At 72.5% G+C, this 24,068-nt stretch carries 24 protein-coding genes; 12 read left to right on the top strand and 12 right to left on the bottom strand.

All coding sequences use genetic code 11. From position 1 onward, the window contains the following. Positions 1–14 precede the first annotated feature (14 nt). Both DB033_RS11295 and DB033_RS11290 read left to right on the top strand, forming a co-directional pair. Positions 15–455 carry a hypothetical protein gene (locus DB033_RS11295; RefSeq protein WP_111766755.1) on the top strand — a complete coding sequence of 147 codons (441 nt, stop codon included), beginning with the start codon at positions 15–17 and terminating at the stop codon, positions 453–455. A 239-nt stretch (positions 456–694) separates the two neighbouring features. Beyond that, entirely contained in the window at positions 695–2,962 is a 2,268-nt protein-coding gene (locus DB033_RS11290; protein WP_111766754.1) for an esterase-like activity of phytase family protein, read from the top strand. 57 nt (positions 2,963–3,019) lie between these two features. On the opposite strand, the gene DB033_RS11285 is transcribed toward DB033_RS11290, so the two are convergent. Further along, positions 3,020–4,630 carry a CYTH and CHAD domain-containing protein gene (locus tag DB033_RS11285; RefSeq protein WP_111766753.1) on the bottom strand — a complete coding sequence of 537 codons (1,611 nt, stop codon included), beginning with the start codon at positions 4,628–4,630 and terminating at the stop codon, positions 3,020–3,022. A 56-nt stretch (positions 4,631–4,686) separates the two neighbouring features. Next, positions 4,687–4,938 (bottom strand): hypothetical protein, encoded by a 252-nt coding sequence (locus tag DB033_RS11280; protein ID WP_205843761.1) that lies wholly within the window; start codon positions 4,936–4,938, stop codon positions 4,687–4,689. Positions 4,939–5,353: 415 nt separating this feature from the next. Between DB033_RS11280 and DB033_RS11275 the strand changes: the two genes are divergently transcribed. The 8 genes from DB033_RS11275 to DB033_RS11240 all read left to right on the top strand — a co-directional run bounded on the left by DB033_RS11275 (position 5,354) and on the right by DB033_RS11240 (position 12,444). Then, the gene (locus tag DB033_RS11275; protein WP_111766752.1) at positions 5,354–6,499 is read left to right on the top strand and encodes an inorganic phosphate transporter; all 1,146 of its coding nucleotides are present in this window, start codon (positions 5,354–5,356) and stop codon (positions 6,497–6,499) included. Between the two features lie 49 nt (positions 6,500–6,548). Then, a complete protein-coding gene (locus tag DB033_RS11270; RefSeq protein ID WP_111766751.1) occupies positions 6,549–6,779 on the top strand; it encodes a hypothetical protein in 231 nt (76 codons plus the stop codon). Positions 6,780–6,928: 149 nt separating this feature from the next. Beyond that, entirely contained in the window at positions 6,929–7,240 is a 312-nt protein-coding gene (locus tag DB033_RS11265) for a hypothetical protein (protein WP_111766750.1), read from the top strand. A 323-nt stretch (positions 7,241–7,563) separates the two neighbouring features. Then, positions 7,564–8,787, top strand: coding sequence for a phosphate ABC transporter substrate-binding protein PstS (gene pstS, locus DB033_RS11260; protein ID WP_111766749.1), 1,224 nt, complete (start codon positions 7,564–7,566; stop codon positions 8,785–8,787). A 270-nt stretch (positions 8,788–9,057) separates the two neighbouring features. Continuing rightward, positions 9,058–10,047 carry a phosphate ABC transporter permease subunit PstC gene (gene pstC, locus DB033_RS11255; RefSeq protein ID WP_420814061.1) on the top strand — a complete coding sequence of 330 codons (990 nt, stop codon included), beginning with the start codon at positions 9,058–9,060 and terminating at the stop codon, positions 10,045–10,047. Then, positions 10,047–11,132 carry a phosphate ABC transporter permease PstA gene (gene pstA, locus DB033_RS11250; RefSeq protein WP_111766748.1) on the top strand — a complete coding sequence of 362 codons (1,086 nt, stop codon included), beginning with the start codon at positions 10,047–10,049 and terminating at the stop codon, positions 11,130–11,132. The genes pstC and pstA overlap by 1 nt, the downstream gene beginning before the upstream one ends. A gap of 49 nt (positions 11,133–11,181) precedes the next feature. After that, positions 11,182–11,961, top strand: a complete 780-nt coding sequence (gene pstB, locus DB033_RS11245; RefSeq protein WP_111766747.1) for a phosphate ABC transporter ATP-binding protein PstB — start codon at positions 11,182–11,184, stop codon at positions 11,959–11,961. A gap of 135 nt (positions 11,962–12,096) precedes the next feature. Next, positions 12,097–12,444, top strand: coding sequence for a hypothetical protein (locus DB033_RS11240; RefSeq protein ID WP_111766746.1), 348 nt, complete (start codon positions 12,097–12,099; stop codon positions 12,442–12,444). Between the two features lie 4 nt (positions 12,445–12,448). Here DB033_RS11240 and DB033_RS11235 read toward each other — a convergent pair whose 3' ends face one another. The 10 genes from DB033_RS11235 to dusB form a co-directional block, all read right to left on the bottom strand. Then, entirely contained in the window at positions 12,449–12,988 is a 540-nt protein-coding gene (locus tag DB033_RS11235; RefSeq protein ID WP_157970640.1) for a hypothetical protein, read from the bottom strand. A gap of 185 nt (positions 12,989–13,173) precedes the next feature. Then, positions 13,174–14,040, bottom strand: a complete 867-nt coding sequence (locus DB033_RS11230; RefSeq protein WP_111766744.1) for a class I SAM-dependent methyltransferase — start codon at positions 14,038–14,040, stop codon at positions 13,174–13,176. A gap of 18 nt (positions 14,041–14,058) precedes the next feature. Then, positions 14,059–15,624 carry a bifunctional diguanylate cyclase/phosphodiesterase gene (locus DB033_RS11225; protein ID WP_111766743.1) on the bottom strand — a complete coding sequence of 522 codons (1,566 nt, stop codon included), beginning with the start codon at positions 15,622–15,624 and terminating at the stop codon, positions 14,059–14,061. Continuing rightward, complete coding sequence (locus DB033_RS11220) at positions 15,621–15,992, bottom strand: DUF7793 family protein (RefSeq protein WP_205843760.1); 372 nt, start codon at positions 15,990–15,992, stop codon at positions 15,621–15,623. Before DB033_RS11220 ends, DB033_RS11225 begins: the two co-directional genes overlap by 4 nt. A gap of 136 nt (positions 15,993–16,128) precedes the next feature. Continuing rightward, a complete protein-coding gene (folP, locus tag DB033_RS11215) occupies positions 16,129–16,950 on the bottom strand; it encodes a dihydropteroate synthase (protein ID WP_111767427.1) in 822 nt (273 codons plus the stop codon). A 59-nt stretch (positions 16,951–17,009) separates the two neighbouring features. Next, entirely contained in the window at positions 17,010–17,762 is a 753-nt protein-coding gene (locus DB033_RS11210) for a pyrimidine reductase family protein (RefSeq protein WP_111766741.1), read from the bottom strand. 125 nt (positions 17,763–17,887) lie between these two features. Next, on the bottom strand, positions 17,888–18,571 hold the full coding sequence (phoU, locus tag DB033_RS11205; RefSeq protein WP_111766740.1) for a phosphate signaling complex protein PhoU: 684 nt from the start codon (positions 18,569–18,571) through the stop codon (positions 17,888–17,890). Between the two features lie 141 nt (positions 18,572–18,712). After that, positions 18,713–20,383, bottom strand: coding sequence for an LCP family protein (locus tag DB033_RS11200; RefSeq protein ID WP_170315518.1), 1,671 nt, complete (start codon positions 20,381–20,383; stop codon positions 18,713–18,715). A 402-nt stretch (positions 20,384–20,785) separates the two neighbouring features. Next, entirely contained in the window at positions 20,786–21,304 is a 519-nt protein-coding gene (locus DB033_RS11195) for a hypothetical protein (protein WP_111766738.1), read from the bottom strand. After that, on the bottom strand, positions 21,297–22,541 hold the full coding sequence (dusB, locus tag DB033_RS11190) for a tRNA dihydrouridine synthase DusB (RefSeq protein ID WP_111766737.1): 1,245 nt from the start codon (positions 22,539–22,541) through the stop codon (positions 21,297–21,299). Before dusB ends, DB033_RS11195 begins: the two co-directional genes overlap by 8 nt. Positions 22,542–22,610: 69 nt before the next feature. On the opposite strand from dusB, the gene DB033_RS11185 reads away from it, so the two are divergent. Together DB033_RS11185 and DB033_RS11180 are read left to right on the top strand one after the other, a co-directional pair. Next, positions 22,611–23,156, top strand: coding sequence for a YbaK/EbsC family protein (locus DB033_RS11185; RefSeq protein ID WP_111766736.1), 546 nt, complete (start codon positions 22,611–22,613; stop codon positions 23,154–23,156). 46 nt (positions 23,157–23,202) lie between these two features. Continuing rightward, positions 23,203–24,003: an inositol monophosphatase family protein gene (locus tag DB033_RS11180; protein WP_240615839.1), complete on the top strand. Its 801-nt coding sequence runs from the start codon at positions 23,203–23,205 to the stop codon at positions 24,001–24,003. Positions 24,004–24,068: the final 65 nt, after the last annotated feature.

The raw sequence follows: 24,068 nt of genomic DNA, 5'->3' as shown, positions 1-24,068 counted from the left end.
GCGACCATCGGACCGTGACCTTCGACGCGGTGCTGACCGGCCACATCGTCGCCGGGACCGTCGGTCTGCTGGCGGGGCCGGCGTTCGTGTCCGTCCGTCGTCTCCGGTCGGTGACCGGGCCGGGTTACCAGGCCGCGGTGGCCCTGACAGCGGTCAGCGGCGGCGCCCTGGCGGTGATCGCGTGGGACCGGCTCTGGTGGCTGCTGCCCGTCGCGATCCTGACGGAGGTGAGTGCGGTGGCCGGCCTGTGGCTGTGGCGGCGACGGCCTCCGGGGTGGACGACCCTCGTCCCGCACGTCCTCGGTGGCAGCTACGTCGCCCTGCTCACCGGTGCCTCGGTGGCCGGCACCGGCAACCCGTTGTTCTGGGTCCTGCCCGCCGTGGTCGCCCAGTGGCCCATCGCGAGGGCGAAGGCCCGGCTCGCCACACGGCAGCCCGTTCCCGGGCGCCGCTGAGCGACCGCCGGGGAACCGTCGGTGTGAGTTCCCCGGAACGCCGGTCGACCTCCGCCCGGGTGAGCTCCGACGTCGGGCTGAGCGCCGTGGCGGCGCGGCGTCGTCCGTGCGGTGGATCGACGTCCGCCGAATTCACGCGTAGGAGTAAGACGGGTCCACACCGGGTCACCTACCGTTCAACCTCGGGTCGCAGCCTTCACCGGCGGCTCGTCGTCGAGACGGCCACGGAGGAGGCAGCCATGCGACATCCGTTCCTGGGTTCGATCATCGCCGCGGTGGTGGCCGCCGGATCGGTGGTGATCGCCGTGCCGTCCGCAGCGGCCGCCCCGCCCGGCGCGCCGAGCCGACCGGGCTGGTCGGCCGGTGCCGGAGACGCCGTGCTCGAGCGACGCGCCGTGCTCAGCGCCGACTTCCAGGCACCCGGCCCGCCGTCCGGCGCCCTGGCCACAGCGGCGAACGGCCGGGTCGGCCCGTTCCCGGGACAGGTCATCCCCGGGTTCTCGGGCATGGTCGCCGACGGGGACGGGACCTTCTGGGCGATGCCGGACAACGGCTTCGGGACCAAGGCGAACTCCGCGGACTTCCTGCTCCGCCTCTACCGGATCACCCCGCGGTGGGAGACCGCCGACGGCGGCCCGGGTGTCGTGGACGTGGGTGAGTTCATCTCCCTCCGCGATCCCGACGGGCTCATCGACTTCCCGATCGTCAACGGCGCGACCGCGGAGCGGCTGCTCACCGGCGCGGACTTCGACATCGAGTCGGTGGTGCGCTCCGCCGACGGCTCGTTCTGGATCGGCGAGGAGTTCGGGCCGTTCCTGCTGCACGTGGACGCCACGGGCCGGCTGCTCGCGCCGCCGGTGCGGTTCCCCGACGGCAGCTCGCCGGCGGATCCCCACCTGGACCCGTCGGCGACCCCGCGGGTGCGCGGGAGCCGTGGCTTCGAAGCGATGGCCGCGTCGAAGGACGGCGCCACGCTGTACCCGGTCGTCGAGGGCTCCTTCACCGACGACCCGGTGCTGCGCCGCCGGTACATCTACGAGTTCGACACCGCGTCGGCGTCCTACACGGGCCGGACGTGGCAGTACGAGACCGATCAGGACGCCAACGTCATCGGCGACGCGTTCAGCACCCGCGACGGCGACATCGTGCTCATCGAGCGCGACGACTTCGAGGGTCCGGCATCGGTCACGAAACGGCTCTACCGCATCGATCTCGACGACACCGACGCCGCGGGCTTCGTCGAGAAGACCCTGCTGGTCGACCTGCTGCGGATCGCCAACCCCGGCCACATCGGAGTGACGGGTACCGCCGACGGCTACGGCATCGGGAATCCCTTCGCCTTCCCGTTGCAGTCGGTCGAGGTCGCGCTGCCGCTCGCCGACGGACGCATCCTGGTCGCCAGCGACAACAACTACCCGGGCAGTGCCGGACGGGTGCCCGGCACCCCGGACGACACCGAGCTGATCGTCCTCGACATCGAGAAGCGTCACGGACACGGACATTCCGCCTCCCGTGACCCGCTGGTCATCGGGCATCGCGGCGCCAGCGGCTACCGGCCCGAGCACACGCTGGCCGCCTACGAGACGGCCATCCTGCAGTGTGCGGACTACATCGAGCCCGACCTGGTGTCGACCGCGGACGGCGTCCTGGTCGCCCGCCACGAGAACGACATCACCGGCACCACCGACGTGGCCACCCGGCCCGAGTTCGCCGACCGGCAGGCGACCAAGGTCATCGACGGCGTCGCGCTCACCGGGTGGTTCACCGAGGACTTCACCCTCGCCGAACTCAAGACACTGCGCGCGGTGGAGCGGATCCCGGCCACCCGGCCGCAGAACACCGTCTACGACGGGCTCTACCAGATCCCCACCTTCGACGAGGTCGTCGACCTGGCCCGGCACTCCCGGACCTGTGACGGGCGGCCGGTGGGCGTCTATGCGGAGACGAAGCACCCGACCTACTTCGACTCCATCGGCCTGTCGCTGGAGGAGCCGCTGCTGGCCGTGTTGCACGACAACGGTTACGACGGCCGACGGGCGCCGGTGTTCATCCAGAGCTTCGAGACGTCCAACCTGCGGGACCTGGACCGGATGACGCGGTTGCCGCTGGCCCAGCTGGTCAACTGCACCGGCGCACCGTACGACCTGGTCGCCGCCGGCGACTCCCGCACCTACGCCGACCTGATGACCCGGGCCGGGATCACGGAGATCTCGCGGTACGCCGACGGAATCGGCGCGTGCAAGGACGTCCTCATCCCGCGGGACGCCGCCGGCGACCTGACCACACCGACGAACGTCATCCGGGACGCCCACCGCCGCGGGCTGGTGGTGCACGGGTGGACGTTCCGGGTCGAGAACCGTTTCCTCCCGACCGCTTTCCGCAGCGGTGCGGATCCGGAGGCGCCGGGGGACGTGCTCGGTGAGATGCGGGTCTTCCTCGACGCCGGCCTGGACGGCATCTTCACCGACAACCCCGATCTCGGGGTGACCGCCGTCGAAGGGCACTGAGACCGGACCCGACGACGGCCGGGCCGGCCCGCGGATACCGCGGACCGGCCCGGTCGGTCAATCCCGGAGGCCGGCGAACAACGCGTCGGCGCGCCGGCGGCCCTCGACGGCCCGCTCGCGCTCGCGGGCGTACAACAGGCCGTAGGTGAAGCCGTTCTCCTTGCGTTTGCCGACCGTGCCGGTGGCCAGCCGCCGGATCAGCGCGCAGGCCACGACCCCGTCCTGGAAGTCACCGAGGACGTCCTGCACCTCCTCGTACCGCGACACCAGCTTCGCGCCCTCCTTCCCCAGGACAGGGGCGGCGAGCTCGGCCGCGTACCGGGCCCGCTTGCCCGCCTTGCGCGCACTGTGCAACTCCTCGTCGTCGCCGCCGGCCCGCAAGCCGGCCTCCAGGTGCGCCACCAGCTTGGCGGCCGCCTTGTCGACGCGCCCGGTCAGCACCTCGGCGTCGTCGTCGGCCCGGGCCGTGAACGGGGGAGTCGTGCTCCACAGATGCGCCTCGCGCAGCAGCGCCAGGTACCGGTCGGAGTCCATGGCCTCGGCGAGGCGTCCGCGGTGCAGCACCTCTTCCGACCGCAGCACCGCGTCGATGCTGCTGCCGACGGGCCCGAGCACGAGGTCGTCCGGGATCTCGTCGAGCAGCGCCCGCATCCGTACCCGCTGCACCTCGCGGTCCCGCACCTCGCCGAGAGTCGCGGCGTACCACGAGAGTTCGGCGTCGAAGGCGGCCGCGCGGTCGGCGTCGACGAACGGCCGGAAGATGCGCAGCGTGCTGCGCAGCCGCCGCGTCGCCACCCGGGTCGGATGGATGCCACCGTCGCGGGCCCGCAGGACCAGGTCGCCGGCGATCAGGGCGTCGTCCTGGGCGCGGAGGTAGGCCAGGATGAGCTCGCCGGCCGTCCGTCCGTCCGCGGCCTTTCCCTTCCCCTTCCCCTTCTGTGCCTTTCCTTTCTGTGCCTTGCTGCCCTTCCTGCCCTTCGCGTGCTCGGTCCCGCCGGCCTTGTGCGACGTGCCGGCGCTCGCCTGGTCGGACGACGGCGGCGGCGTCGTGGCCGCGCCCGGATGCCCGACCAGAGCGCGCTGCAGGTCGGTGCCCGGAGCCGGGTCGAAGACCGCTCCGTCGGTCCCGGTCAGCCGGGCGGCCACGGCGTCGACCACCGGGGCCACACCGTCGTTCCCGGCCGCGGAGCCGGCGAGCACCCAACGCCGGAAATCCTCCAGCAGGACCCCGTCGGCGGTGGTGGCCGCGGTGTGCACGGTCTCGTCGGCGAGCTCGACCAGCGGATCGCCGGCGGCATCGACCAGCCGGTGCACGGTCCGGTGGATCCGCACCGTCGCCACCTCGGCCACCTCGCGGCCCCGGCGGACCCCCACGGTGGCGGCGGCCAGCGCCGCCGGCAGCTCGGGGGTGACCGTCGCGCGCGGGCGGTCGACCAGGTACTGCGGCGGGCGGCCGGGCAACTCCAGCCGCCAACCGGCGCCACTGTCGCCGGTGGTCCGGGCCAGCGCCGCACCCGCGCGCGTCAGGTCGTGCGCCGCGGTGTCGAGGTAGCGGGTCTCCGACGACGCGGCACCCACCTCCCAACGGCCACCCTCGGGCGGAAGGTCGGCGAGGTCGGGCACTGCGGTGTCGGCGCGGACGTCGAAGTGGAGCGGGCTGGGGGCCACGGTGGTTCTCCTGGGGTCGGTGCTGGGGTTCGGACGGTGGAGCGGACGTCGCGGGCTCACGGCGGTGCGGTCGGCGGGGTCCGGCGGCGGAACCGCTGCTGGGCGCCCTGCCGGGAGAGCCCGTAGCGGGCGCCGATGTCGGTCCAGGTGTGCCCGGCGGCGCGACAGGCGGCCACCGCGTCACGTTCGAGGCTCTCGAACTCCTCGCGGGCCGCCCGCACGGCGTCCAGCCGGACGATGGGGTCCTCGATGGCCTGCAGGGCCGCCACCGCCCGGGCCAGCCGCTTGTGCGGGGGACGTCCGGTCACGGCGCACTCCTCTCGCGGCGGGCGGTCCGGGCCGCCGGGGCGGGGTGCCGGCGTCGGTCCGACCGGGCGGTCCCGCCCGGTCGCTGTCAACGGTACGTTGCCGTGGACGTCAACGTCGGGTTGACAAGTCGGCCGGGGGCGCGCACCGGTGCCGGTCCGTCGCCCCGGCGGCGGGTCGCCGCGCCGGGAACGGAGGCGTCGGCCGCCCGGATCACCTCCTTTACCCGGCGATGATCAGCCCTTGACCCGCCCTTGACCTGGGACGACGCGTCGCGGTGGAACCACCCGGATGCCGCAGACCCGGACAGCAGCCGCACAGCCGCCGTTCACCCGGGGTTCAGCGTCCGCTCCTAGCGTCAGCGCGGTCCGCCGGCCGTCCGGGCCCCGGATCCCCCGCCCGAAAGCGAACCCGCCCATGTCGGCAACCCTCTTCATCGTGGTCATGGTGGTGCTCACCGCGCTCGCGTTCGACTTCACCAACGGCTTCCACGACAGTGCCAACGCGATGGCCACGTCGGTGGCGACCGGGGCGCTCAAGCCCCGGGTGGCGGTGCTCATCGCCGCCGTCCTCAACGTCGTCGGCGCCTTCCTGTCCACCGAGGTCGCCAAGACGATCTCCGGCGGCATCGTCGACGACGCGGTCGTCACCCCGGTGATGGTGTTCGCCGGGCTCATCGGCGCCATCCTGTGGAACCTGATGACGTGGCTCTTCGGCCTGCCGTCGAGCTCCTCGCACGCCCTGTTCGGCGGCCTGATCGGTGCCGTGCTGGTCGGCGCGGGGGTGTCCGGCGTGCACTTTTCGGTGGTTGTCTCCAAGATCCTGCTGCCGGCCGTCATCGCCCCCGTCGTCGCGGGACTCGCGGCGGGCCTGGCCACCTACCTCGCGTACAAGATCGTCGCCGGCCGTGGGGGCAGGCGCGCCGAGAGCGGCTTCCGGCACGGACAGACCGTGTCGGCCTCGCTGGTCGCGCTGGCCCACGGCACGTCCGACGGGCAGAAGACGATGGGGGTCATCACGCTCGTGCTGATCACCGCCGGCTACCAGGACAGCGGCACCGGACCGCAGTTCTGGGTCGTGCTGGCGGCCGGCCTCGCCATCGGGCTGGGCACCTACTCCGGCGGCTGGCGGATCATGCGCACCATGGGCAAGGGTCTCGTGGAGATCGAGGCGCCGCAGGGCTTCGCCGCCGAGACCGCCTCGACCGCGACCATCCTGGCGTCCTCGCACCTGGGCTTCGGGCTGTCCACCACCCACGTGTGCTCCGGGTCGATCGTCGGTTCCGGCGTCGGACGCCGGTTGGCCGAGGTGAAGTGGACGACCGCCCGCAAGATGCTCTACGCCTGGCTGCTGACCCTCCCGGCCGCCGCCCTGGTCGGCGGCGTCGCGGCCCTGGTCGCCAACACCGGCACCGTCGGCACCGTGGTCATGCTCGGCGTGCTCGTCGTCGCCGCGCTGGCCATCTTCTCGATCGCCCGCCGCAGCCGGGTCTCGAGCGACAATGTCAACGACTCCGACGAGGTCGTCGTCACCACCGCCAAGGAACCGGCGGGCGTCCGATGAACCGGTGCCCGTCCCGCCACCGCACCACCGAGCGCCGGGAGGCCACCGCATGACGATCGACTGGAGTGCCCTGGGACTGGTCGCGGTGGTGGCGCTGTCGGCCACCGTCGTGGTGGTGGGCGTCGTCGCCCTCGGTATCGCCTCGCTGAGCGCGGCCGACGCCCGGGTGGCGGCGGGCCGTCCCGCCGGCGCCGGCCGGGCGCTGGGTGCGGCCTGCCTGGTGATGGCCGCCGTCGTCGTGCTCTACGGGCTGTGGCTGATCGTCCCGCAGTTCCACTGATCATCCGCAGTTCCACCGGTTGCCCCGCACCGCGCCGCCGGATCCTCCCGCACCGGGGTGGCCGGAACCGATCGCCGTCGATGGGTCCGTTCACTTTCATGGAGTACAACTCCGGGTTGAACGACCACCGATGTGCGAGGAGTACCGCTGTGAATTTCGACGGAACTGCCGTTGACGACATCTACGACATCACCCGCTACGTACGGCCGGTGACGGTGCGGAGCTCGCTGGTGCCGTGGCCCATGGAGGCCTGGACGAACGGGAAGAGCGTCTTCCTGACCGCCTCCCAGGTCGAGGCCGTCGCCGCGGTCGTGGGCGCCGAGACCCTGTACGCCACCGGCGACCAGGCCTGGGAGGAGGTCGTCCCGGGCAAGGGGCCCAAGATCCTGGCCCGCCGCTACATCGACGGCGTCACGCACTACCGCTTCAAGGGGCACTGGCGGTTCGAGCCGGCGTCCTGACCCGTCCGGGGCTCACGCCCCGGACCGACACGCGCGTCCCGACGGCCCGCCACCCCTGCGGTGGCGGGCCGTCGGCGTCCCGTGATGCAGCTCTCGCGACGTGACGTCCGCGTGTCAACGGTGTGTCGTCCTCTCGGTGACCTGCGGCGATCATGCGGCTCGCCGTCGAGTGCATGAATCCGCATGGATCGTGTTCATCTGCGGTTCATCTTCGTGGGGTCGAGCGTCCATCCGGGTCTCCTACCGTCCTGTCCCAGCGGGCCGTCAGGGCCCGACGCCGCACGGCACATCCATGAATGGCCCCAGAACCACGGAGGATCTGCGTGAAGATCACGCGCAAGCTTTCCCTGCTCGGCATGTTCACCGCCACCGCGTTGACCCTCGCCGCGTGTGGCTCCGACGAGCCCAACGTCGCCGCCCCGTCGTCGACCTCGTCGACCTCGACCTCGGCGCCGTCCAGCTCCACGTCGACCTCGGCCACCGGCTCCTCGGCGGGCACGGGTTCGGAGTCCTCCTCCTCGGAGTCCTCGACCGCCTCCTCTCCCGCCGCCGGCGGCGGCGAGACCGCCTCGTTCGAGTGCGCCGAGGGCGAGCTGCGCTCCTCGGGCTCGACCGCCCAGGGCAAGGTCATGGAGGAGTGGATCCTGGCGTTCAACGCCAAGTGCAACGCCAACGTCGGTGCCTACCAGGGTGGCGGTTCGGGCAAGGGCATCAGCGACTTCACCGGCAACCAGGTGGACTTCGCCGGCTCCGACTCCGCGCTCAAGGAGGACCAGGCCGCGGCGGCCAAGGCCGACCGCTGCGCCGGTGCCGACGCCGTCAACCTGCCGATGGTCACCGGGCCGATCGCCCTGGCCTACAACGTCCCCGGCGTCACCGACCTCACGCTCAACGCCTCGGTCCTGGCCAACATCTTCAACGGCACCGTCACCAACTGGAACGACGCCACCATCGCCGAGCTCAACAGCGGCGTCACCCTGCCGGACCTGACCATCCAGTCCGTGCACCGCCAGGAGGACTCGGGCACCACCGAGAACTTCACCCGCTACCTCAAGGCCGCCGCCGGTGACGCCTGGACGTTCGACGCCGCCAAGGCGTGGGCCGCCCCCGGTGGTATCGCCGCCAACGGCTCCGACGGTGTGGCCCAGGAGGTCGTCGGCAAGGAGGGCACCATCGGCTACGTCGAGTGGGGCTACGCCGCCGACAACAGCCTGGCCATCGCCAAGATCGACAACGGCTCCGGCGCGGTCGAGCTGACCGGCGAGAGCGCGGGCAAGGCCGTCTCGGCCGCCGAGGTCGTCGGCACCGGCAACGACGTCGCGCTGAAGCTGGACTACGCCACCGACGAGGAGGGCGCCTACCCGATCGTCCTCGTCACCTACGAGATCGTCTGCTCGGCCAACAACGGCGACAAGCTCGACATCCTCAAGGCGTTCCTCGGCTACACCGCCACCGAGGGCCAGGAAGGCCTCGAGGAGCTGGGCGCCGCCCCGCTTCCCGCCGAGATCCAGGAGAAGGTCATCGCCTCCATCCAGGCGCTGAGCTAAGTACCCCCGCCGATGCCCGCGTCGTCGGTCCCGCCCGGGACCGCGACGCGGGCACCTGCACGTCACGCATCTGACAGCCGATCCACGACGAGTGGTTGAGGGACAATGGAAAGCACGAACGGCTCGGACAGGGCAGACCTGATGATGGAAGACGTGAGCGACGTCGATCCCGAGAAGTCCCCGCGTCCACCGGCCGGTGCGCCGGCCGACGCGGGCGTCCACATCGACGCCGATCCGGGGAAGCCGACCTCACTCGGTCCGGTCGCGGTCATCGACACCGCCAAGGACGTCACCCACCCCCGGGAGCCCGTCCCGATCACGGGTCGGTCCGTCCGTCTCGGCGACCAGGTGTTCAAGGGTCTGGCCGCCGGTTCCGGCGGCCTGCTGCTGGTCATCATGGCGGCCATCGCGTTCTTCCTGATCTGGAAGGCGATCCCGGCCTTCAGCGGCAACTCCGGCAATCTCCTCACCACCCAGGTCTGGAGCCCCGGCGCCAACCCGCCGCTCTTCGGCATGGCCGCGCTGCTCTTCGGCACCATCGTCAGCTCGGTGATCGCGATGATCATCGGCGTGCCGGTGGCCATCGGCATCGCGCTGTTCATCTCGCAGTACGCCCGCCGTCGGCTCGCCACCGTGCTGGGCGGCGTCGTCGACCTGCTGGCCGCCGTCCCGTCACTGATCTTCGGCATGTGGGGCCTGTACTTCCTGGTGCCGGAGACCACCGGCTTCCAGAAGTGGTTGACCGACTACTTCGGTTGGATCCCGCTGTTCGCGACCTCCACCCCGCTCACCGTCAACCAGTACGGCAAGAGCCTGCTCATCGCCGGCGTCGTGCTGGCGATCATGATCATCCCGATCGTCTCGGCCGTCAGCCGCGAGGTGTTCCTGCAGACCCCGCGCGAGACCATCGACGCCGCACTCGCTCTCGGCGCCACCAAGTGGGAGTCGATCCAGACCGCGGTACTGCCGTTCGGCCGCCCCGGCATGATCTCCGCCGCGATGCTGGGCCTGGGCCGGGCGCTGGGCGAGACCATCGCCGTGGCGCTCGTCCTCAACTCCGGTTTCAAGATCAACTGGCACCTCACCGAGCCCGGCGGCGACACCATCTCGGCCAACATCGCCAACAAGTTCGGCGAGGCCGCCGGTTCGGAGCTGGGCATCCCGGCGCTGATCCTGTCCGGCTTGTTCCTCTTCGTGATCACCCTGGTGGTCAACTCCGCCGCGCGTCTCGTGATCGCCCGCAGGAAGGACTTCGTCTGATGGCGACGCTGAGCTACTCCGACAACCGGTCGCCGCTGAAGAAGGCGCCGTCCGCCCTGGTCGGCAACCGCATCCCGAGCTGGGCGGTCCCGGCCAGCGCGGCGATCGCGGTGGGTCTGGCCCTGGCCGCGAAGTTCGGCATCGGCTGGGAGGGCTGGGGCACCGCGTTCTTCACCGCGGCCGCGCTCTTCATCATCGTGCTCACCGCCTGGTCGTTCTCGGTCGAGGGCAAGCGCCGGGCCAAGGACCGGTTCGCCTCGACCCTCATCTACGCGTCCTTCGTGGCCGCGCTGGTGCCGCTGACGCTCATCCTCGGTTTCATCGTCGTCAAGGGCGCCGGGGCGCTGGACTGGAACTTCCTCACCCACTCCATGAACGGCGTCAGCACCCGGGTAGGAGGCGGTGGCGTCTACGCCGCCATCCTCGGCACCCTGCTGCAGGTCGGCCTGGCCTCGCTCATCGCGCTGCCGGTCGGCATCCTGACCGCCATCTACCTCGTCGAGTACGGCAAGGGCCGGTTCGCCAAGGCCGTCACCTTCTTCGTCGACGTGATGACGGGTGTGCCGTCGATCGTCGCCGGCCTGTTCGTCTTCACCTTCCTGCTGCTGGGCTTCGGGCTGCGCCCCTTCGGGGCCGCCGGATCGATCGCGCTGGCGATCCTGATGCTGCCGGTCGCGGTGCGGTCGTCGGAGGAGATGCTCAAGCTGGTGCCCCGCGAGCTGCGGGAGTCCTCCTACGCGCTCGGTGTGCCGAAGTGGCGCACCATCCTCAAGGTCGTGCTGCCCACGGCGCTGTCGGGCCTCATCACCTCGGCGCTGCTGGCCATCGCCCGCGTCGCCGGCGAGACCGCGCCGCTGATCCTGCTCGTCGGCTACGCCCCGCGGATCAACGCCGACCTGTTCGGTGACGACCAGGCGACGCTGCCGATGATGATCTGGGACCAGCTGGGCAAGCGCGGCGGCTCGGTCACCCAGTTCACCATCGAGCGCGCCTGGGGTGCGGCGCTGGTGCTGGTGCTGATCATCCTGATCCTCAACATCGTCGCCCGGCTCATCGCCAAGCTCACCCAGCCCAAGTCACGCTGACACTGCTTCCCGGCCAGCGGCCCCACCATCCTGAGAGAGAACCACTGACATGGCCAAGCGCATCGACGTCGAGGACCTCAACGTCTACTACGGGGACTTCCTCGCGGTGGAAGGCGCCTCGATCAACATCGCCCCGCTCACCGTCACCGCCTTCATCGGGCCGTCCGGCTGCGGCAAGTCCACCTTCCTGCGGACCCTGAACCGGATGCACGAGGTGATCCCGTCCGGCAAGGTCACCGGCAAGGTGCTGCTCGACGGGGAGGACCTCTACGGCCCCGGCGTCGACCCGGTCAACGTCCGCCGCACCGTCGGGATGGTCTTCCAGAAGGCCAACCCCTTCCCGTCGATGTCCATCTACGACAACGTCATCGCCGGCTACAAGCTGGCCGGGTCGAAGAAGTCGAAGAAGGAGTACGACGACATCGTCGAGCGCTCGTTGCGCGGCGCGAACCTGTGGGAAGAGGTCAAGACCCGGCTGAACCGGCCGGGCGCCGGCCTGTCCGGCGGCCAGCAGCAGCGGCTGTGCATCGCCCGCGCCATCGCGGTCGAGCCCGAGGTACTGCTGATGGACGAGCCCTGCTCGGCGCTGGACCCGATCTCCACGCTGGCCATCGAGGACCTGATCAGCGAGCTCAAGCAGAGCTACACGATCGTCATCGTCACCCACAACATGCAGCAGGCCGCCCGGGTCAGCGACCGCACCGCGTTCTTCAACCTGGCCGGCGTCGGCCAGCCCGGCAAGCTCATCGAGTACGACGAGACCGCGAAGATCTTCTCCAACCCCAGCCAGAAGGCCACCGAGGACTACATCTCCGGCCGCTTCGGCTGAGTCGTCCCTTTCGGGCCCCGGTCCGGGAGCCTCACGCGGTACCGGCGGCGCCGGTGGCAGCAGGACCGCCACCGGCGCCGTGGTCTGTCCGGGGACGGAACCCGGGGCCCTGTGTCGAACGTATGATCGAACGCGATGTCGGAGAGCCGTACCCCTCAGGACGCCGCCTACCGGGCTCGGCTGATCCGGTCGGTGTCGCCGCCGCGCCACGTCGCCATCGACCTGCCGGCCCTGTACGGGCGGACGCCGCACTTCGTGCCGCCGGCGACCGTGTCCGCCATCGCTCCGCTGGCCGTGGTCGTCGGCTACCTGCAGGCCTGGGTGCTCTGCGACGCCGGTTGGCTGGGTTCCTGCACCTACCGGCTGCACCTGACGGGCACCCACTTCATCGACCAGAGCCACCTTGTGCCAGGACGCATCCTCACGCCCGCGACGGCCGCCCAGATCGAAGCGGCCAAACGGACGGGGCAGCTGCGGTACTGACGGCTCAGCCGCGGTCCCGCTCGGCGAGCCGGTCGACGAGTTCGGCGACGGCGGGCGCGAGGACCGGGCACGGACCGGAGACGGCCGGCGTCTCGACCAGGATGACCTGCCCGGTGCCGAGCAGCGCGACGAAGGTCAGGTCCGGCACCATCGGTCCCGCACAGGTGATGCCGGCGAAGCTCTCCGCCGGGAGTCCGGGGATGCGCAGCGCCGCCTCCGCTTCCGCCCGTTCGCCCTCCCGCCAGGGGACGGGGGCGCCGGCCGCCCCGCAGGCCACCAGGTCGACCACGACATCGGCATCGGTCAACGGCCGGGACGGCAACTCGACCGGTCCGCAGGCGTCGGCCCGGTCGACCGTCGGTGCGGTGACGGCGGACGGGGCGGCGGGCGTCGTCGGCGCTGCGGTCGCCGTCGGAGCGGCGGGCGTGATCGTCGCGACCGTGGCGGTGGTGGTGCGGGTCGGCTCGGGCACCGCCGCCGCCGGCTGACACGCCATGCAGCACGCGGCCGCCCCGACTGCCGCGACGACAGCTCGCCATCCCATCCGCCCACCCCGTCCGTCCGCGGCCCGGACGGGCCTGCAGACCGGACGGACCGGGCCGGGCGGCGGGTTGCACCGCGCGCGTCGACGGTCGGTGGGGCCATGTCCAGGGTGACCGGCGCGGAGCCGGTGTCGCCGGCGACGGGCACCACCCGGCCGTCGGGCGCCGGCCGGTCTCACGACGACGGTCAGGCCGGGGAGTGCGTAGCGGGGGCACCGGACGGGGGCGTCCGTGCGGCCAGCACCGCCAGGTACCCCGGGATCTCCTCGGGTACCGACGTCGTGCGCATCGGCACCGCCCGGATGTGCGTGTCGCCCTCGACGAGCACCGTCCAGTCCGACGAGGGAAAGGCGGCCGCCCGTTCGGCGGCGCCGAAGGCCCCGGGCCGCGGAAGGCCGCCGATCGCGCGAGCCAGCGGCATCGGAATGGCGCGTGGGCCGGCTCCCAGCGATTCGAGGTACTGCAGGCCACTGCCGCGGAAGGCGGTCTCGGCCAGCAGCAGCCGGCCGTCACCTCCCACCAGCTGCCGGGCGCCGGCGGCCAGCCGGCGCTGCGCCGGTCGGTCGAGCACGTGCAGCACCCCGCGGACGAAGAGGTTGACCGGGCCGAGTTCCGCCGCCAGTGCGGCGACCGCTCCGGCCGCCGTCACGTCGACGGTGCGGAACTCCACCCGCGGATCCGCGGCGGTCTCCGCCCGGGCCCGGTCGACTGCGGCCGCGGCGACGTCGACGCCGATCGCGCGGGGGTAGACGGTCGCCAGCCGGCGGGTGAAGCGTCCGTTGCCGCACCCCAGGTCCACCACCGGCAACGAGACGTCGGTGTGGCGCAGCAGCAGCTCCCGGTACCGGTCGAACTCGTCGTCCTCGTCGACGTCCCAGAGCACCTCGCCGCCCGACCCGGTCGTGCTGATCCCGGCCCAGTAGCGTTGCCAGGCCAGCAGCGGATCGCGCGGGGCCCGGGACCCGAGCACCGCGACGCGCGGCACCAGCAGGCCGCGTCGCAGCGATCCGCGCCAGGCGGTCGAACGGCGGCCCAGCCGGCGGGGGACGTCCATCGGTGCGGTCCGTTCTGGTCAGCCCGGCCCGTCGGGGGAGTCCGTCGCCACGGCGCCATCGGCGGATCCCGCGCGCAGGAGGGTGCGGAAGGTGTCCGGCGGAACCGGCCGGCCGAAGAAGTATCCCTGAGCGCGGTCCGCGCCCCAGTCCCGGATCTCGGCCAGTTGCCCGGCCGTCTCCACCCCCTGCACGACGACCGCCAGGCCCACCGCGGCGACCATGTCCAGCACCGCGCGGGCGAACCGGCAGCGGGTGCCGGCGTCACCGATCCGCGCGACGACCGCCCGGTCGAGCTTGACCGTGTCGACCGGGAGGTCCCGCAGCGCCGCGAGCGGTGACGCACCCGCCCCGAAGTCGTCGATGTGCACGCCGACGCCGATCCCGCGCAGCTCCGTGAGGGTCCGCAGGACGGCCGGGTCGTCGCCCATCAGGGCCGACTCGGGCACCTCCAGGGCGAGGCGACCGGCCGGGACGCCGGCGGCGGCCAACGTGTCGCGGACGAATCCCGCCAGCCCGGGCCGCCGGAGCTCCACCGCCGAGACGTTCACCGCGGCGACGAAGGGCGCGTCGGCCGCCAGGTCGGGCGTCCAGCTGCGCAGCGTGTCGATCGCGCTGCCGAGGATCCACCGGCCCAGGTCGGCGATGATGCCGCTCTCCTCGGCCAGCGCCAGGAAGGCGCCGGGCAGGATGGTCCCCTCGCGGGCGTGGCGCCAGCGCAGCAACGCCTCGGCGCCGCGCACCCGCCCGTCGGCGAGCCCGACGACGGGCTGGTAGACCAGGCACAGCTCGTCGCGCTGGATGGCCTCGCCGAGTTCGGCGAGCAGCTCCATCCGCCGTTGCGCGGCCACCTGCATCGACGGCTCGAAGACCTGCACGTTGCTGCGCCCCTGGGCCTTGGCCCGGTACATGGCGATGTCGGCGTCCCGCAGCAGCATCTCGCCGTCCTGGCCGGCCATGCCCAGCCGCAGCCCCAGACTGGCCGAGATCGCGACCTGCCGGCCCCCGATCGGCACCGGCAGCTGCAGGGCCGACAGCGCCCGCCGGGCGACCTGCAACGCCTCCTCCTCGGTGGTGTCGGGCAGCACGATGGCGAACTCGTCGCCGCCGAGCCGGCCGATCGTGTCCGAGGCACGGACCACGCCGCGCAGCCGGTCGGCGATGACGATCAGCACGGTGTCGCCCGCACTGTGTCCGAGGCTGTCGTTGATGACCTTGAACTCGTCGAGGTCGATGAGGATGACGGCGGGCGGCAGACCGCCCCGGTCGGCGCGGGCCACCGCCTGGCTGATCCGGTCGGCGAGCAGGGTGCGGTTGGCCAGCCCGGTCAGGGCGTCGGTCAGCGCGAGCCGGCGGAGGGACTCCTCTGCGGTGGCCAGCTCGCGCGTCCGTTCGGCGACGCGGGCCTCCAGGTGCTGGTAGACCGCGTCCAGCTCCTCGGCGAGCAGGTTGATGCCGGTGATGACGGCGTCGATGGTGTCCCGGGCCGGCGACGGCGGGACACGCACGGTGAGATCACCCGACGCCAGCTGGACGATCACGTCCACCAGCTGCGCCAGGCGCGGATCCTCGGCCGGGTCCGTCATGCCGACACGACGCCGCGGAGCCAGGACCGGGCAGCCGTCTCGGAGGTGAAGAACCGGGTGGGGCAGGGCAGGTTGCTGACCCCGAGGACGAAGTTGGCGATCACACGGTCGACCGGTGAGGTGCCGAGCAGTGCGATGCGCGAGGCGGCGCCGGGTTCCAGGAACACCGTGCGCGCCTGCCGGGTGACGGCCGCCGTCCGGGTCATGTCCACGATCATCGGTCGCCGCCGGTCGGCGCTGATCCGGTTGACGAAGGCGGCGGCGGTGCGGGCGGCGTCCTCGGTGATGGTGATGCCCTCGGTCCATTTCAGCAGGATGATGTCGTCGACCACGGTGACGATCACGTCGTCGTTCGCGGTGGACGTCATGGTGTTCATTGTTCCGGGACCGGGCCGTTCGTGCGGCATGATGACGCAAGGTATGCACGAACGTGGCTGATCGGGTGGTCCACCCCGATCGGCGCAGCCCTCCCGCCGCGTCCTGTCCTCGAAGCGAAGAATGCGGTCAGCCCTCCGGATAGATGCCGCGCCGGGCCACCGCCGGTGGCCGGTCACCGCGGATGGCGGAGACCATGTCGAGCACCTGGCGGATCGGCACCACGTTGTGCACCCGGAACACCCGGGCGCCGAGCCACGCGCTGACCGCGGCCGCCGCCATCGTCCCGGTGAGGCGGTCACCGGTCGGCAGGTCCAGGGTCTCGCCGATGAAGTCCTTGTTCGACAACGCCACGAGCACCGGTCGGCCGGTGGCGACCAGTTCCGGCAGCCGGCGGGTGACCTCGAGGGACTGGACGGTCGTCTTGCCGAAGTCGTGTCCCGGGTCGACGAGGATGCCGTCCGGGCGGACCCCCGCCGCCAGGGCCGCGGCGGCCAACCGGTCGACGGTGCGCACCACGTCGGTGACGACGTCGTCGTAGACCGGGTTGTGCGGATCCGTCCGGGGCGGCAGATGGCCGGCGTGCATGCAGACCAGTCCGGCGCCGGTGGCACCGGCCACCGCCGCCAGCGCGGGGTCGTGTCCCTCCCACGCGTCGTTGAGCAGGTCGGCGCCGGCCGCCACGACCGCCCGGCCGACCTCCGCGCGCCAGGTGTCGACGCTGATCACGGCGTCCGGGCGCAGCCGCCGCACCTCCGCGACGACGGGCACCACCCGGTCGATCTCCTGCGCTGCCGAGACGAACTCCCCGACACCGGCCTTCACGCCGCCGATGTCGACGATCGCCGCGCCGGCGTCCAGTGCCGTCACCGCGGCCTCGACCGCACGGTCCTGGGCGAACGTCGCCCCCTGGTCGTAGAACGAGTCCGGCGTGCGGTTGACGATGGCCATCACCACGAGGTCGGTGGGGGCGAAGGTGCGGGTGCCCAGCCGTAGTGGGCCGGGAGCGGTCACCGGCGCACCCCGGTGACGCGGTACCGCAGGAACAGGTGGTCGCCGTCGGCCAGCAGGTGCACCAGCTCCATCCCGCGGGGCGCGATCACCGGGCCGGCGGTGATCCGGTGCGCGTCGCCCGCGGTGAGCAGCGGCGCCAGCGTCAACCGCAGCTCGTCGAGCCGGTCCGTGGCGATCACCTGGGCCAGCAGGCTGGGGCCGCCCTCACAACTCACCCGGCGCAGACCCCGGTCGGCCAGCGCGTCCAGGGCCCGCCCGACGTCCACCCGCCCGGTGCCGGCCACGACCACGTCGGCGACGTCGGCCAGCGCGTCACGGGCGGCCCGCGGCGATGCCTCGCTGGTGACGACCAGCGGCCGGACCTCCGTGTCGGTGAAGAGCGGATCGGCCGGGGTGAGTTCCAGCCGGTTGGTCACCACAGCCATCCGCGGGGCCCTGGAGAGGCCGCGCCGGGCCCGCAGTTCCCGCAACTCCGGCGACGGGTGGTCACCGGCGTAGCCCTCGGCGCGGGCGGTCGCCGCACCGACCAGCAGGACGTCGGCCTGGGCACGCAGCAGGGCGAAGAGCGCACTGTCGGCGGCGTTCCCGAGCCCGCCCGAGCGGCCGTCCAGCTGGGCGGCGCCGTCGGCGGTGCTGACCATCATCCCGGTCACCACCTGCCGACCCGGCTCGTCGATCCAGTAGGCGGCGTCGAGATCGACCCGGTCGTCGGCGTTGCCCGGGGCGGGGAGCGGGTGCAGCCACCTCATCGGGTGCGGCCGGTCGCGCGCGTTGCTGACACCTGTCCTCCTCGACCGCCCGCCGGTGGGGCCATGTCGACGGTACGGACAACGGCGGGCGGGTGCGCGTAGCTCCCGGCCGGTGTCGTCGCCGATCAGCTGTCGACGAACTCCAGCGACGCGGGAGTGGTGTCGCCGCCGACGTTCTCGCCGGTGACCAGGAAGATGACGCGCCGCGAGATCGACACCGCGTGGTCGGCGAAACGCTCGTAGAAGCGGCCGAGCAGGGCGATGTCGACCGCGGTGCCGGCGCCGTGGCTCCAGCCGGGATTGTTGAGCTGGGCGAACATCTCGCGGTGCAGGTCGTCCATCAGGTCGTCGTCGGTCTCCAGCGTCCGGGCCACCTGCAGGTCGCGGCCGAGCAGCACCTTGCCGGCCTGGTCGGCGAGATGGACGCCGACGCGGCCCATCCGCTCGAACACCGGGCGCATCTCGGACGGGATGACGGCGTTGGGGTGGCGGCGGCGGGCCGCCTTGGCGACATGGATGGCCAGCGCGCCCATCCGCTGCAGATCGGCGACGATCCACAGGGCGGAGACCACGACCCGCAGGTCGGAGGCGACCGGTGCCTGCAGGGCGAGCAGCTCCAGGGCGACCTCCTCGGCCGAGGCGCGCATCTCGTCGATGACGACGTCGCGCGCGATGACCTGCTCGGCGAGCGAGAGGTCGGCGTCGAGCAGGGCCCGGGTGGCGTCGCGCATGGCGTCGCTGGTGACCTGACACATTCGGGCACCGTGCTCGCCCAGGTCGGCGAGACGGATCTGATAAGCCTGGCGCATGCTCCCACCTTAGGACGCGGTCCGGGTAATCAACCGCTCGTGAGGTGAACGGAGTGTGAAGGCCAGGCGTGGCGCAGATGAAGCCCGTCCTGTGCTGTCTCCTACCCTGTCACCGCTGGTCGTAGCGCCGCGCCGGGGTCCTCACAGGCACGAGGCGTCGGCTGCGTTGACGACGGTGGTGGTGGTCGTGGTGCCGGTCGGCTCGCTGGTCGTCGGGGCGACGACGTTGCCCGCCGATCCCGCGGGGACCTGGGCGAGCAGATCCGCCGCGATCGGGTCGCCGACCGCCACCGCGGCGACCGACTCGTCCCAGTCCGAGCCCAGGCGCAGTGCCACCCGGCTGCCGAGACCCTCCGCGGTCTCCAGGACCGCGCCGGGGACGGCGGCGGCGACGGTCAGGGCGGCCGCCTCGTTGCCGGCCGAGTAGCGGACGGTGACGCCGGTCTGGGTGGTCTCGTCGGAGTCGAGGTCGTCCTCGGTGGTGGCGAAGCCCAGGGCGTCGAGCGCCTCGGAGGCGCGCGTGGCGATGCCGGCGACACCGGCGGCGTTGACGATCTGCAGATCCACCGCGTCGGGCGCCAGCGTCAGGGTGGTGATCTCGGCGGCGGTGGTCGGCGCGGGGGTCTCGACCGGCGTGGTCTCGGTACCGGGCACCGGGGTGTCGTTGCGCAGGGCGTCCAGCAGCGGGGCGGCGGCCGCCTCGTCGATGAACATCGAGCCGCGTCCGGTGTCGTTCGGGTCGGGGGTCGTCGGCATGGTGAAGAAGTTGACCAGCGCCGGGTCCAGGTTGCCGATCGACTCGGCCAGGTCCATCAGCGACTGGAAGGTGACGTTGCCGGTGGTGGTGTTCTGGGTGAACGCGTTGACGAAGGCGGTGAGCTTGCCCGGGTCGAGCAGCGTGCCGGCCGACTTCACCTCCCGCAGGATCGCCGACAGGATGAGCTGCTGGCGGTGGATGCGGGAGAGGTCCGAGCTCGGGTCGCCGACGACCTTGCGGGCCCGGGCCAGGTTCAGCGCCTGGGCGCCGTTGATGACCTGCTGCCCGCCCGTGGGCAGGATCGTCTGGAGGGTCTCGTCGACGATCGGCCCGCAGGCGTTGATCGCCACCCCGCCGAGGGCGTCGACCATCGACTGGAAGCCGGCGAAGTCGATCTGGATGTAGTGGTCGACGGGCAGCTGCGTCAGGTTCTCCACCGCGTCGACCAGGCACTTGGGCCCGCCGACGCCGTAGAACGAGTTCATGTGCTGCCGGGACAGGTCGGCGCCGTCGGCGACGCCGCTGTAGGTGTCGGTGTTCTGGTCGTACCGCTCGCAGGGCACGTTCGGCGCCCACATGTCGCGGGGGAGCGACACCGCGTAGATGTGCTGCCGGTCGCCGCTGATGTGCAGCAGCATCATCGAGTCGGTGTTGGCCACGCCCTCGAGCTCGGCCTCCCCGCCGTCGATGTTGTTGTCGCCGGCACGGGTGTCGGAGCCGACCAGCAGGAAGTTCTCGGGTGCGTAGACCGTCGCCGCGGTGGAGGTCGTGCCGGTCCCGCCGCCGGCGGTCGGCTGCCGCGTGACCAGGGAGTTGCCGCCGCCGATGCCGGCGTCGACCGAGCCGCTGTCCAGGCCGGCGTTGCCGACCCGGACGATGTTCCAGTAGATGCCGGTGACGGCGAGCACGAACACCGAGAACACGGCGATGACGATGTGCCAGGTGTAGTTGAACCAGGGGTGACGGTGGCGCGGGGCGGTGGTGGCGGCACCCGCGAGGTGGGCCGCCCGGCGGTCGCCGTCGGCACCGTGGTTGCCGGCATGCCGACCCGTCACGCGCTGCTCCTCGCTGTTCACCGGCGCTGACGCCAGCGCGCGGGCGGAAGGCCGCGCCGGACCGCGGTGAGGACGTCTCGGTGCGGGGGTGGGGCCCAGGGTGACCGGTCGTGTCGGGACTGTGTGCGCCTCGCCGACGGCTGACGTGATCTCCGCCATTATTCACCGCATCGTGGCGCGGCGGCTTGTCGGAAGAAACACAAGGGGCGCGCACAACCTGCACGGACGCCGCTGCCGGCGCGCATCCGGGTCCGGCGAGGGCCGGTGCCGGCCGCGTCCGCGTGGCCCGGGTCGGCGCGGACGGCGCGGTGTGGGTCAGCGCGGACGGGGCGGCGCGGTGTGGGTCAGCGCGGACGGGGCGGCGCGGTGTGGGTCAGCGCGGACGGGGCGCCGCGGTGTGGGTCAGCGCAGGCAGAGCGGCGCGGTGTGGGCGACCCCGTCGACGAGGGTGAACTCCAGTCCGGTCAGATCGGTGCCCGTGCGGATCGGGCCGGTGTAGACCTCGAGCAGCGCGGGGAGCCGCAGGTGCGCGGTGGTCGCCGCCGACCGGTCCGGCCCGGCGGTGGCCGACCCGTTCCCGCCGGCGTCCTCGGGACCCGGTAGCGGTGTGAGAGCGTCCAGCGCCGGGTCGATCCGGATGGTGATGGTGGCCGGGGCGCAGGCGGTCTGCTCGGCGGCCCGGGCGGGGTCGACGACGCGGGCGAGTACCGCCTGCTGAGCGGCCACGTCTCCGGCGGCGGCGGCGTTGACGGCGTCGACCGTGGCCTGCACGGCCCGGCGCACGGCATCGGTGCGGTCCGGGGCCGCAGCGGAAGCCGCGGTCGGGGCGGTCGGCTCCGGGCCGGCGGTGCAGGCGGCGCCGGTCAGCACGACGACGGTCGCGACGGTGGACCACCGCCGGCGTCGGGTCGGCTCAGCCACCGCTGCTGTCGAGCTCACCGTCCGCCGGCACGACGAGCTCGTCCGGGTCGTCGAGCCATCCGTCGGGGAGGTGCACCTTCTTCTGCGGGGTGCCCTGCCGGCCGCGCGGGCCCTCGGCCGCGGCCGGGAACGGCTGGTGGTGGTCGAGCACGGCCAGCAGCTCGTCGAGTTCGTCGAGGGTGCTGACGGTGGCCAGCGCGGCCCGCAGCTGCGAGCCGACCGAGAATCCCTTGAAGTACCAGGCCATGTGCTTGCGCAGGTCGCGCGGTCCGCGGTCGGGTCCGAGCTCCTCGACGAGCAGCTCGGCGTGCCGGCGGACGATCCGCGCCACCGAGCCCAGGTCGGGCGGGGTCGGCGACGGGCGGCCGGCGAACGCGGCGGCGAGCTCGGCGAACAGCCACGGCCGGCCCTGGCAGCCGCGTCCGACCACCACGCCGTCGCAGCCGGTCCGGGCCATCATCTCCAGCGCGTCGTCCGCGGCGAAGATGTCGCCGTTGCCGAGCACGGGCACCTCGGTGACGACCTCCTTGAGGCGGGCGATCGTCGACCAGTCGGCCGTCCCGGAGTAGTGCTGCACCGCGGTACGGCCGTGCAGCGCGACCGCGGCGACCCCCGCGTCCTGGGCGATGCGGCCGGCGTCGAGGTAGGTGATGTGGTCGGGATCGATGCCGACGCGCATCTTTACCGTGACCGGGATGCCGGCCGGTGCGGCGGTGCGGACCGCCGTGGTGACGATCGCCTCGAACAGCCGGCGTTTGAACGGCAGGGCCGATCCGCCGCCCCGGCGGGTGACCTTGGGGACGGGGCAGCCGAAGTTGAGATCGATGTGGTCGGCGAGGTCCTCGTCCACCACCATCCGCACGGCGCGGCCGACGATCTCGGGGTCGACGCCGTAGAGCTGCAGCGACCGCGGCTGCTCGTCGGGGGCGAAGCGGATCATCTCCATGGTCTTGCGGTCGCGCTCGACCATCGCCCTGGTCGTGATCATCTCGCAGACGTACAGACCGGCATGGGTGGTGGCGGTCGGGTCGACCGCGGCGCCGTTCTCCCGGCAGAGCCGGCGGAACGACGAGTTGGTGATGCCGGCCATCGGTGCGAGGACGACCGGGGGCCACACCTGGAACGGGCCGATCGCCAGCGCCGCGGCCACCGGGGTGGTGGCCGGCGCCGGGGCGGGGGCGGTCCGGGCCGCGGCCGCCGCCGGGGCGTCGTCGAGCAGGGAGGAAGCGGCGGTCATCGTCCCATTGTCCCCGACGCGGCCCCGCCACCGGGCGATCCGGCCTCCCGGCGGTGAGAGCCTGTGCACATGACCCCGACCCTCGGATCCCTGCACACCGTCCCCGCCCTCGACCGTCCCGACCTGCTGGCGCCGTCGGTACCGGCCGCCCTCCGGCTGTTGGGAGCCGACGTCGGGGTGGCCGAGATCGATCCGGACCTCGCCGACACCGCCGCCTTCTGCGCCGCCCACGGGGTGCCCGCCGCCGCCTCGGCCAACTGTGTCGTACTCATTGGCAAGCGTGAGGGAACCGTGCGGTACGCGGCGGCGGTGGTGCTCGCCACCACCCGGGCCGACGTCAACGGTGTGATCCGGCGGCTGCTCGACGTCCGCAAGATCTCCTTGGCGCCGATGGACGTGGCCGTCGAGCTGACCGGTATGGAGTACGGCGGCATCACTCCGCTGGGGCTGCCCGCGGACTGGCCGGTGCTGGTGGACGGGGCGGTCGCCGCGGCGGGACCGGTGGTCGTCGGGAGTGGCCTCCGACGCTCCAAGATGGTGCTCGACGGTGCGCTGCTGGGCTCGCTGCCGACCGCGCAGGTGGTCGCGTCGATGGCGACGCCGATCCCGGTGTGACGGGTCGCGGTGTGATCGCCACCCGCCGATGACCGAAGATCAGCGGGTGACCGACACCTCCGAGGACCTCATCCCCGCCCTGCTCGAGCTCGCCGTCCGGGCCGCCCGGGCCGCCGGCGCCGAACTCATGGCCCGCTACGGGCACGTGGAGGGCCTGGACTCCAAGTCCAGTGCCACCGATCCCGTCTCCGACGCCGACCGCGCCGCCGAGACGCTCCTGGTGCGGCTGATCGACGAGTCCCGGCCCGACGACGGCCTGCTCGGCGAGGAGGGTGCGAGCCGGCCCTCGGGTACCGGCATCACCTGGGTCGTGGACCCGCTGGACGGCACCGTGAACTACCTGTACGAGCTGGACACCTTCTCGGTCAGCGTCGCCGCGGTCGACGACGCGGGTGCGGGCCTCGTCGGTGTCGTCTACGAGCCGGTGCGTGACGTCATCTACACGGCCGCCCGCGGCCGTGGGGCGCACCGCAACGGGGTCGCCCTGCAGGTGAACGCGGCGGTGCCCGCCGCCCGCGCGCTGCTGGGCACCGGCTTCGGCTACGACCCGGAACGGCGCCGGCGGCAGGGCGCGCTGATCGCGGCGATGCTGCCCGAGGTGCGCGACATCCGCCGGATCGGCAGTGCGGCCCTGGACCTGTGTTACGTGGCCGCCGGATCGATGGACGCCTACTACGAGGAGGGCACCAACCCCTGGGACGTCGCCGCCGGCGGACTCATCGTGACCGAGGCGGGCGGGGTCTTCTCCGAATGCACCCCGCTGGGGGTGCCGAGCGGCAAGCTCGCCGCCGCCCCGGGCCTGCACGAGGAGCTCTTCCGGTTGCTGCACGCGCACGCCGGACACTGACGTTCACCCGGCGGTGTCCGGGCGTCCCCCATGCGGTCTTTACCTGGTACAGCGGGTCATCTAGG

It is taken from the genome of Nakamurella deserti (assembly GCF_003260015.1).
Lineage (GTDB): Bacteria > Actinomycetota > Actinomycetes > Mycobacteriales > Nakamurellaceae > Nakamurella > Nakamurella deserti.
This window is presented reverse-complemented; position numbering and strand designations above follow the sequence as displayed.

What these genes read in the sequence shown, in the direction of transcription:
- pstB (WP_111766747.1), top strand. Translation starts at nt 11,182, where the DNA reads ATGGCCAAGCGCATCGACGTCGAGGACCTCAACGTCTACTACGGGGAC.
- DB033_RS11185 (WP_111766736.1), top strand. Translation starts at nt 22,611, where the DNA reads ATGACCCCGACCCTCGGATCCCTGCACACCGTCCCCGCCCTCGACCGT.
- DB033_RS11275 (WP_111766752.1), top strand. Translation starts at nt 5,354, where the DNA reads ATGTCGGCAACCCTCTTCATCGTGGTCATGGTGGTGCTCACCGCGCTC.
- DB033_RS11210 (WP_111766741.1), bottom strand. Translation starts at nt 17,762, where the DNA reads ATGAGGTGGCTGCACCCGCTCCCCGCCCCGGGCAACGCCGACGACCGG.
- DB033_RS11225 (WP_111766743.1), bottom strand. Translation starts at nt 15,624, where the DNA reads ATGACGGACCCGGCCGAGGATCCGCGCCTGGCGCAGCTGGTGGACGTG.
- dusB (WP_111766737.1), bottom strand. Translation starts at nt 22,541, where the DNA reads ATGACCGCCGCTTCCTCCCTGCTCGACGACGCCCCGGCGGCGGCCGCG.
- DB033_RS11235 (WP_157970640.1), bottom strand. Translation starts at nt 12,988, where the DNA reads ATGGGATGGCGAGCTGTCGTCGCGGCAGTCGGGGCGGCCGCGTGCTGC.
- pstA (WP_111766748.1), top strand. Translation starts at nt 10,047, where the DNA reads ATGGCGACGCTGAGCTACTCCGACAACCGGTCGCCGCTGAAGAAGGCG.
- DB033_RS11230 (WP_111766744.1), bottom strand. Translation starts at nt 14,040, where the DNA reads ATGGACGTCCCCCGCCGGCTGGGCCGCCGTTCGACCGCCTGGCGCGGA.
- DB033_RS11220 (WP_205843760.1), bottom strand. Translation starts at nt 15,992, where the DNA reads ATGACGTCCACCGCGAACGACGACGTGATCGTCACCGTGGTCGACGAC.
- DB033_RS11290 (WP_111766754.1), top strand. Translation starts at nt 695, where the DNA reads ATGCGACATCCGTTCCTGGGTTCGATCATCGCCGCGGTGGTGGCCGCC.
- DB033_RS11270 (WP_111766751.1), top strand. Translation starts at nt 6,549, where the DNA reads ATGACGATCGACTGGAGTGCCCTGGGACTGGTCGCGGTGGTGGCGCTG.
- DB033_RS11240 (WP_111766746.1), top strand. Translation starts at nt 12,097, where the DNA reads ATGTCGGAGAGCCGTACCCCTCAGGACGCCGCCTACCGGGCTCGGCTG.
- folP (WP_111767427.1), bottom strand. Translation starts at nt 16,950, where the DNA reads ATGGCCATCGTCAACCGCACGCCGGACTCGTTCTACGACCAGGGGGCG.
- phoU (WP_111766740.1), bottom strand. Translation starts at nt 18,571, where the DNA reads ATGCGCCAGGCTTATCAGATCCGTCTCGCCGACCTGGGCGAGCACGGT.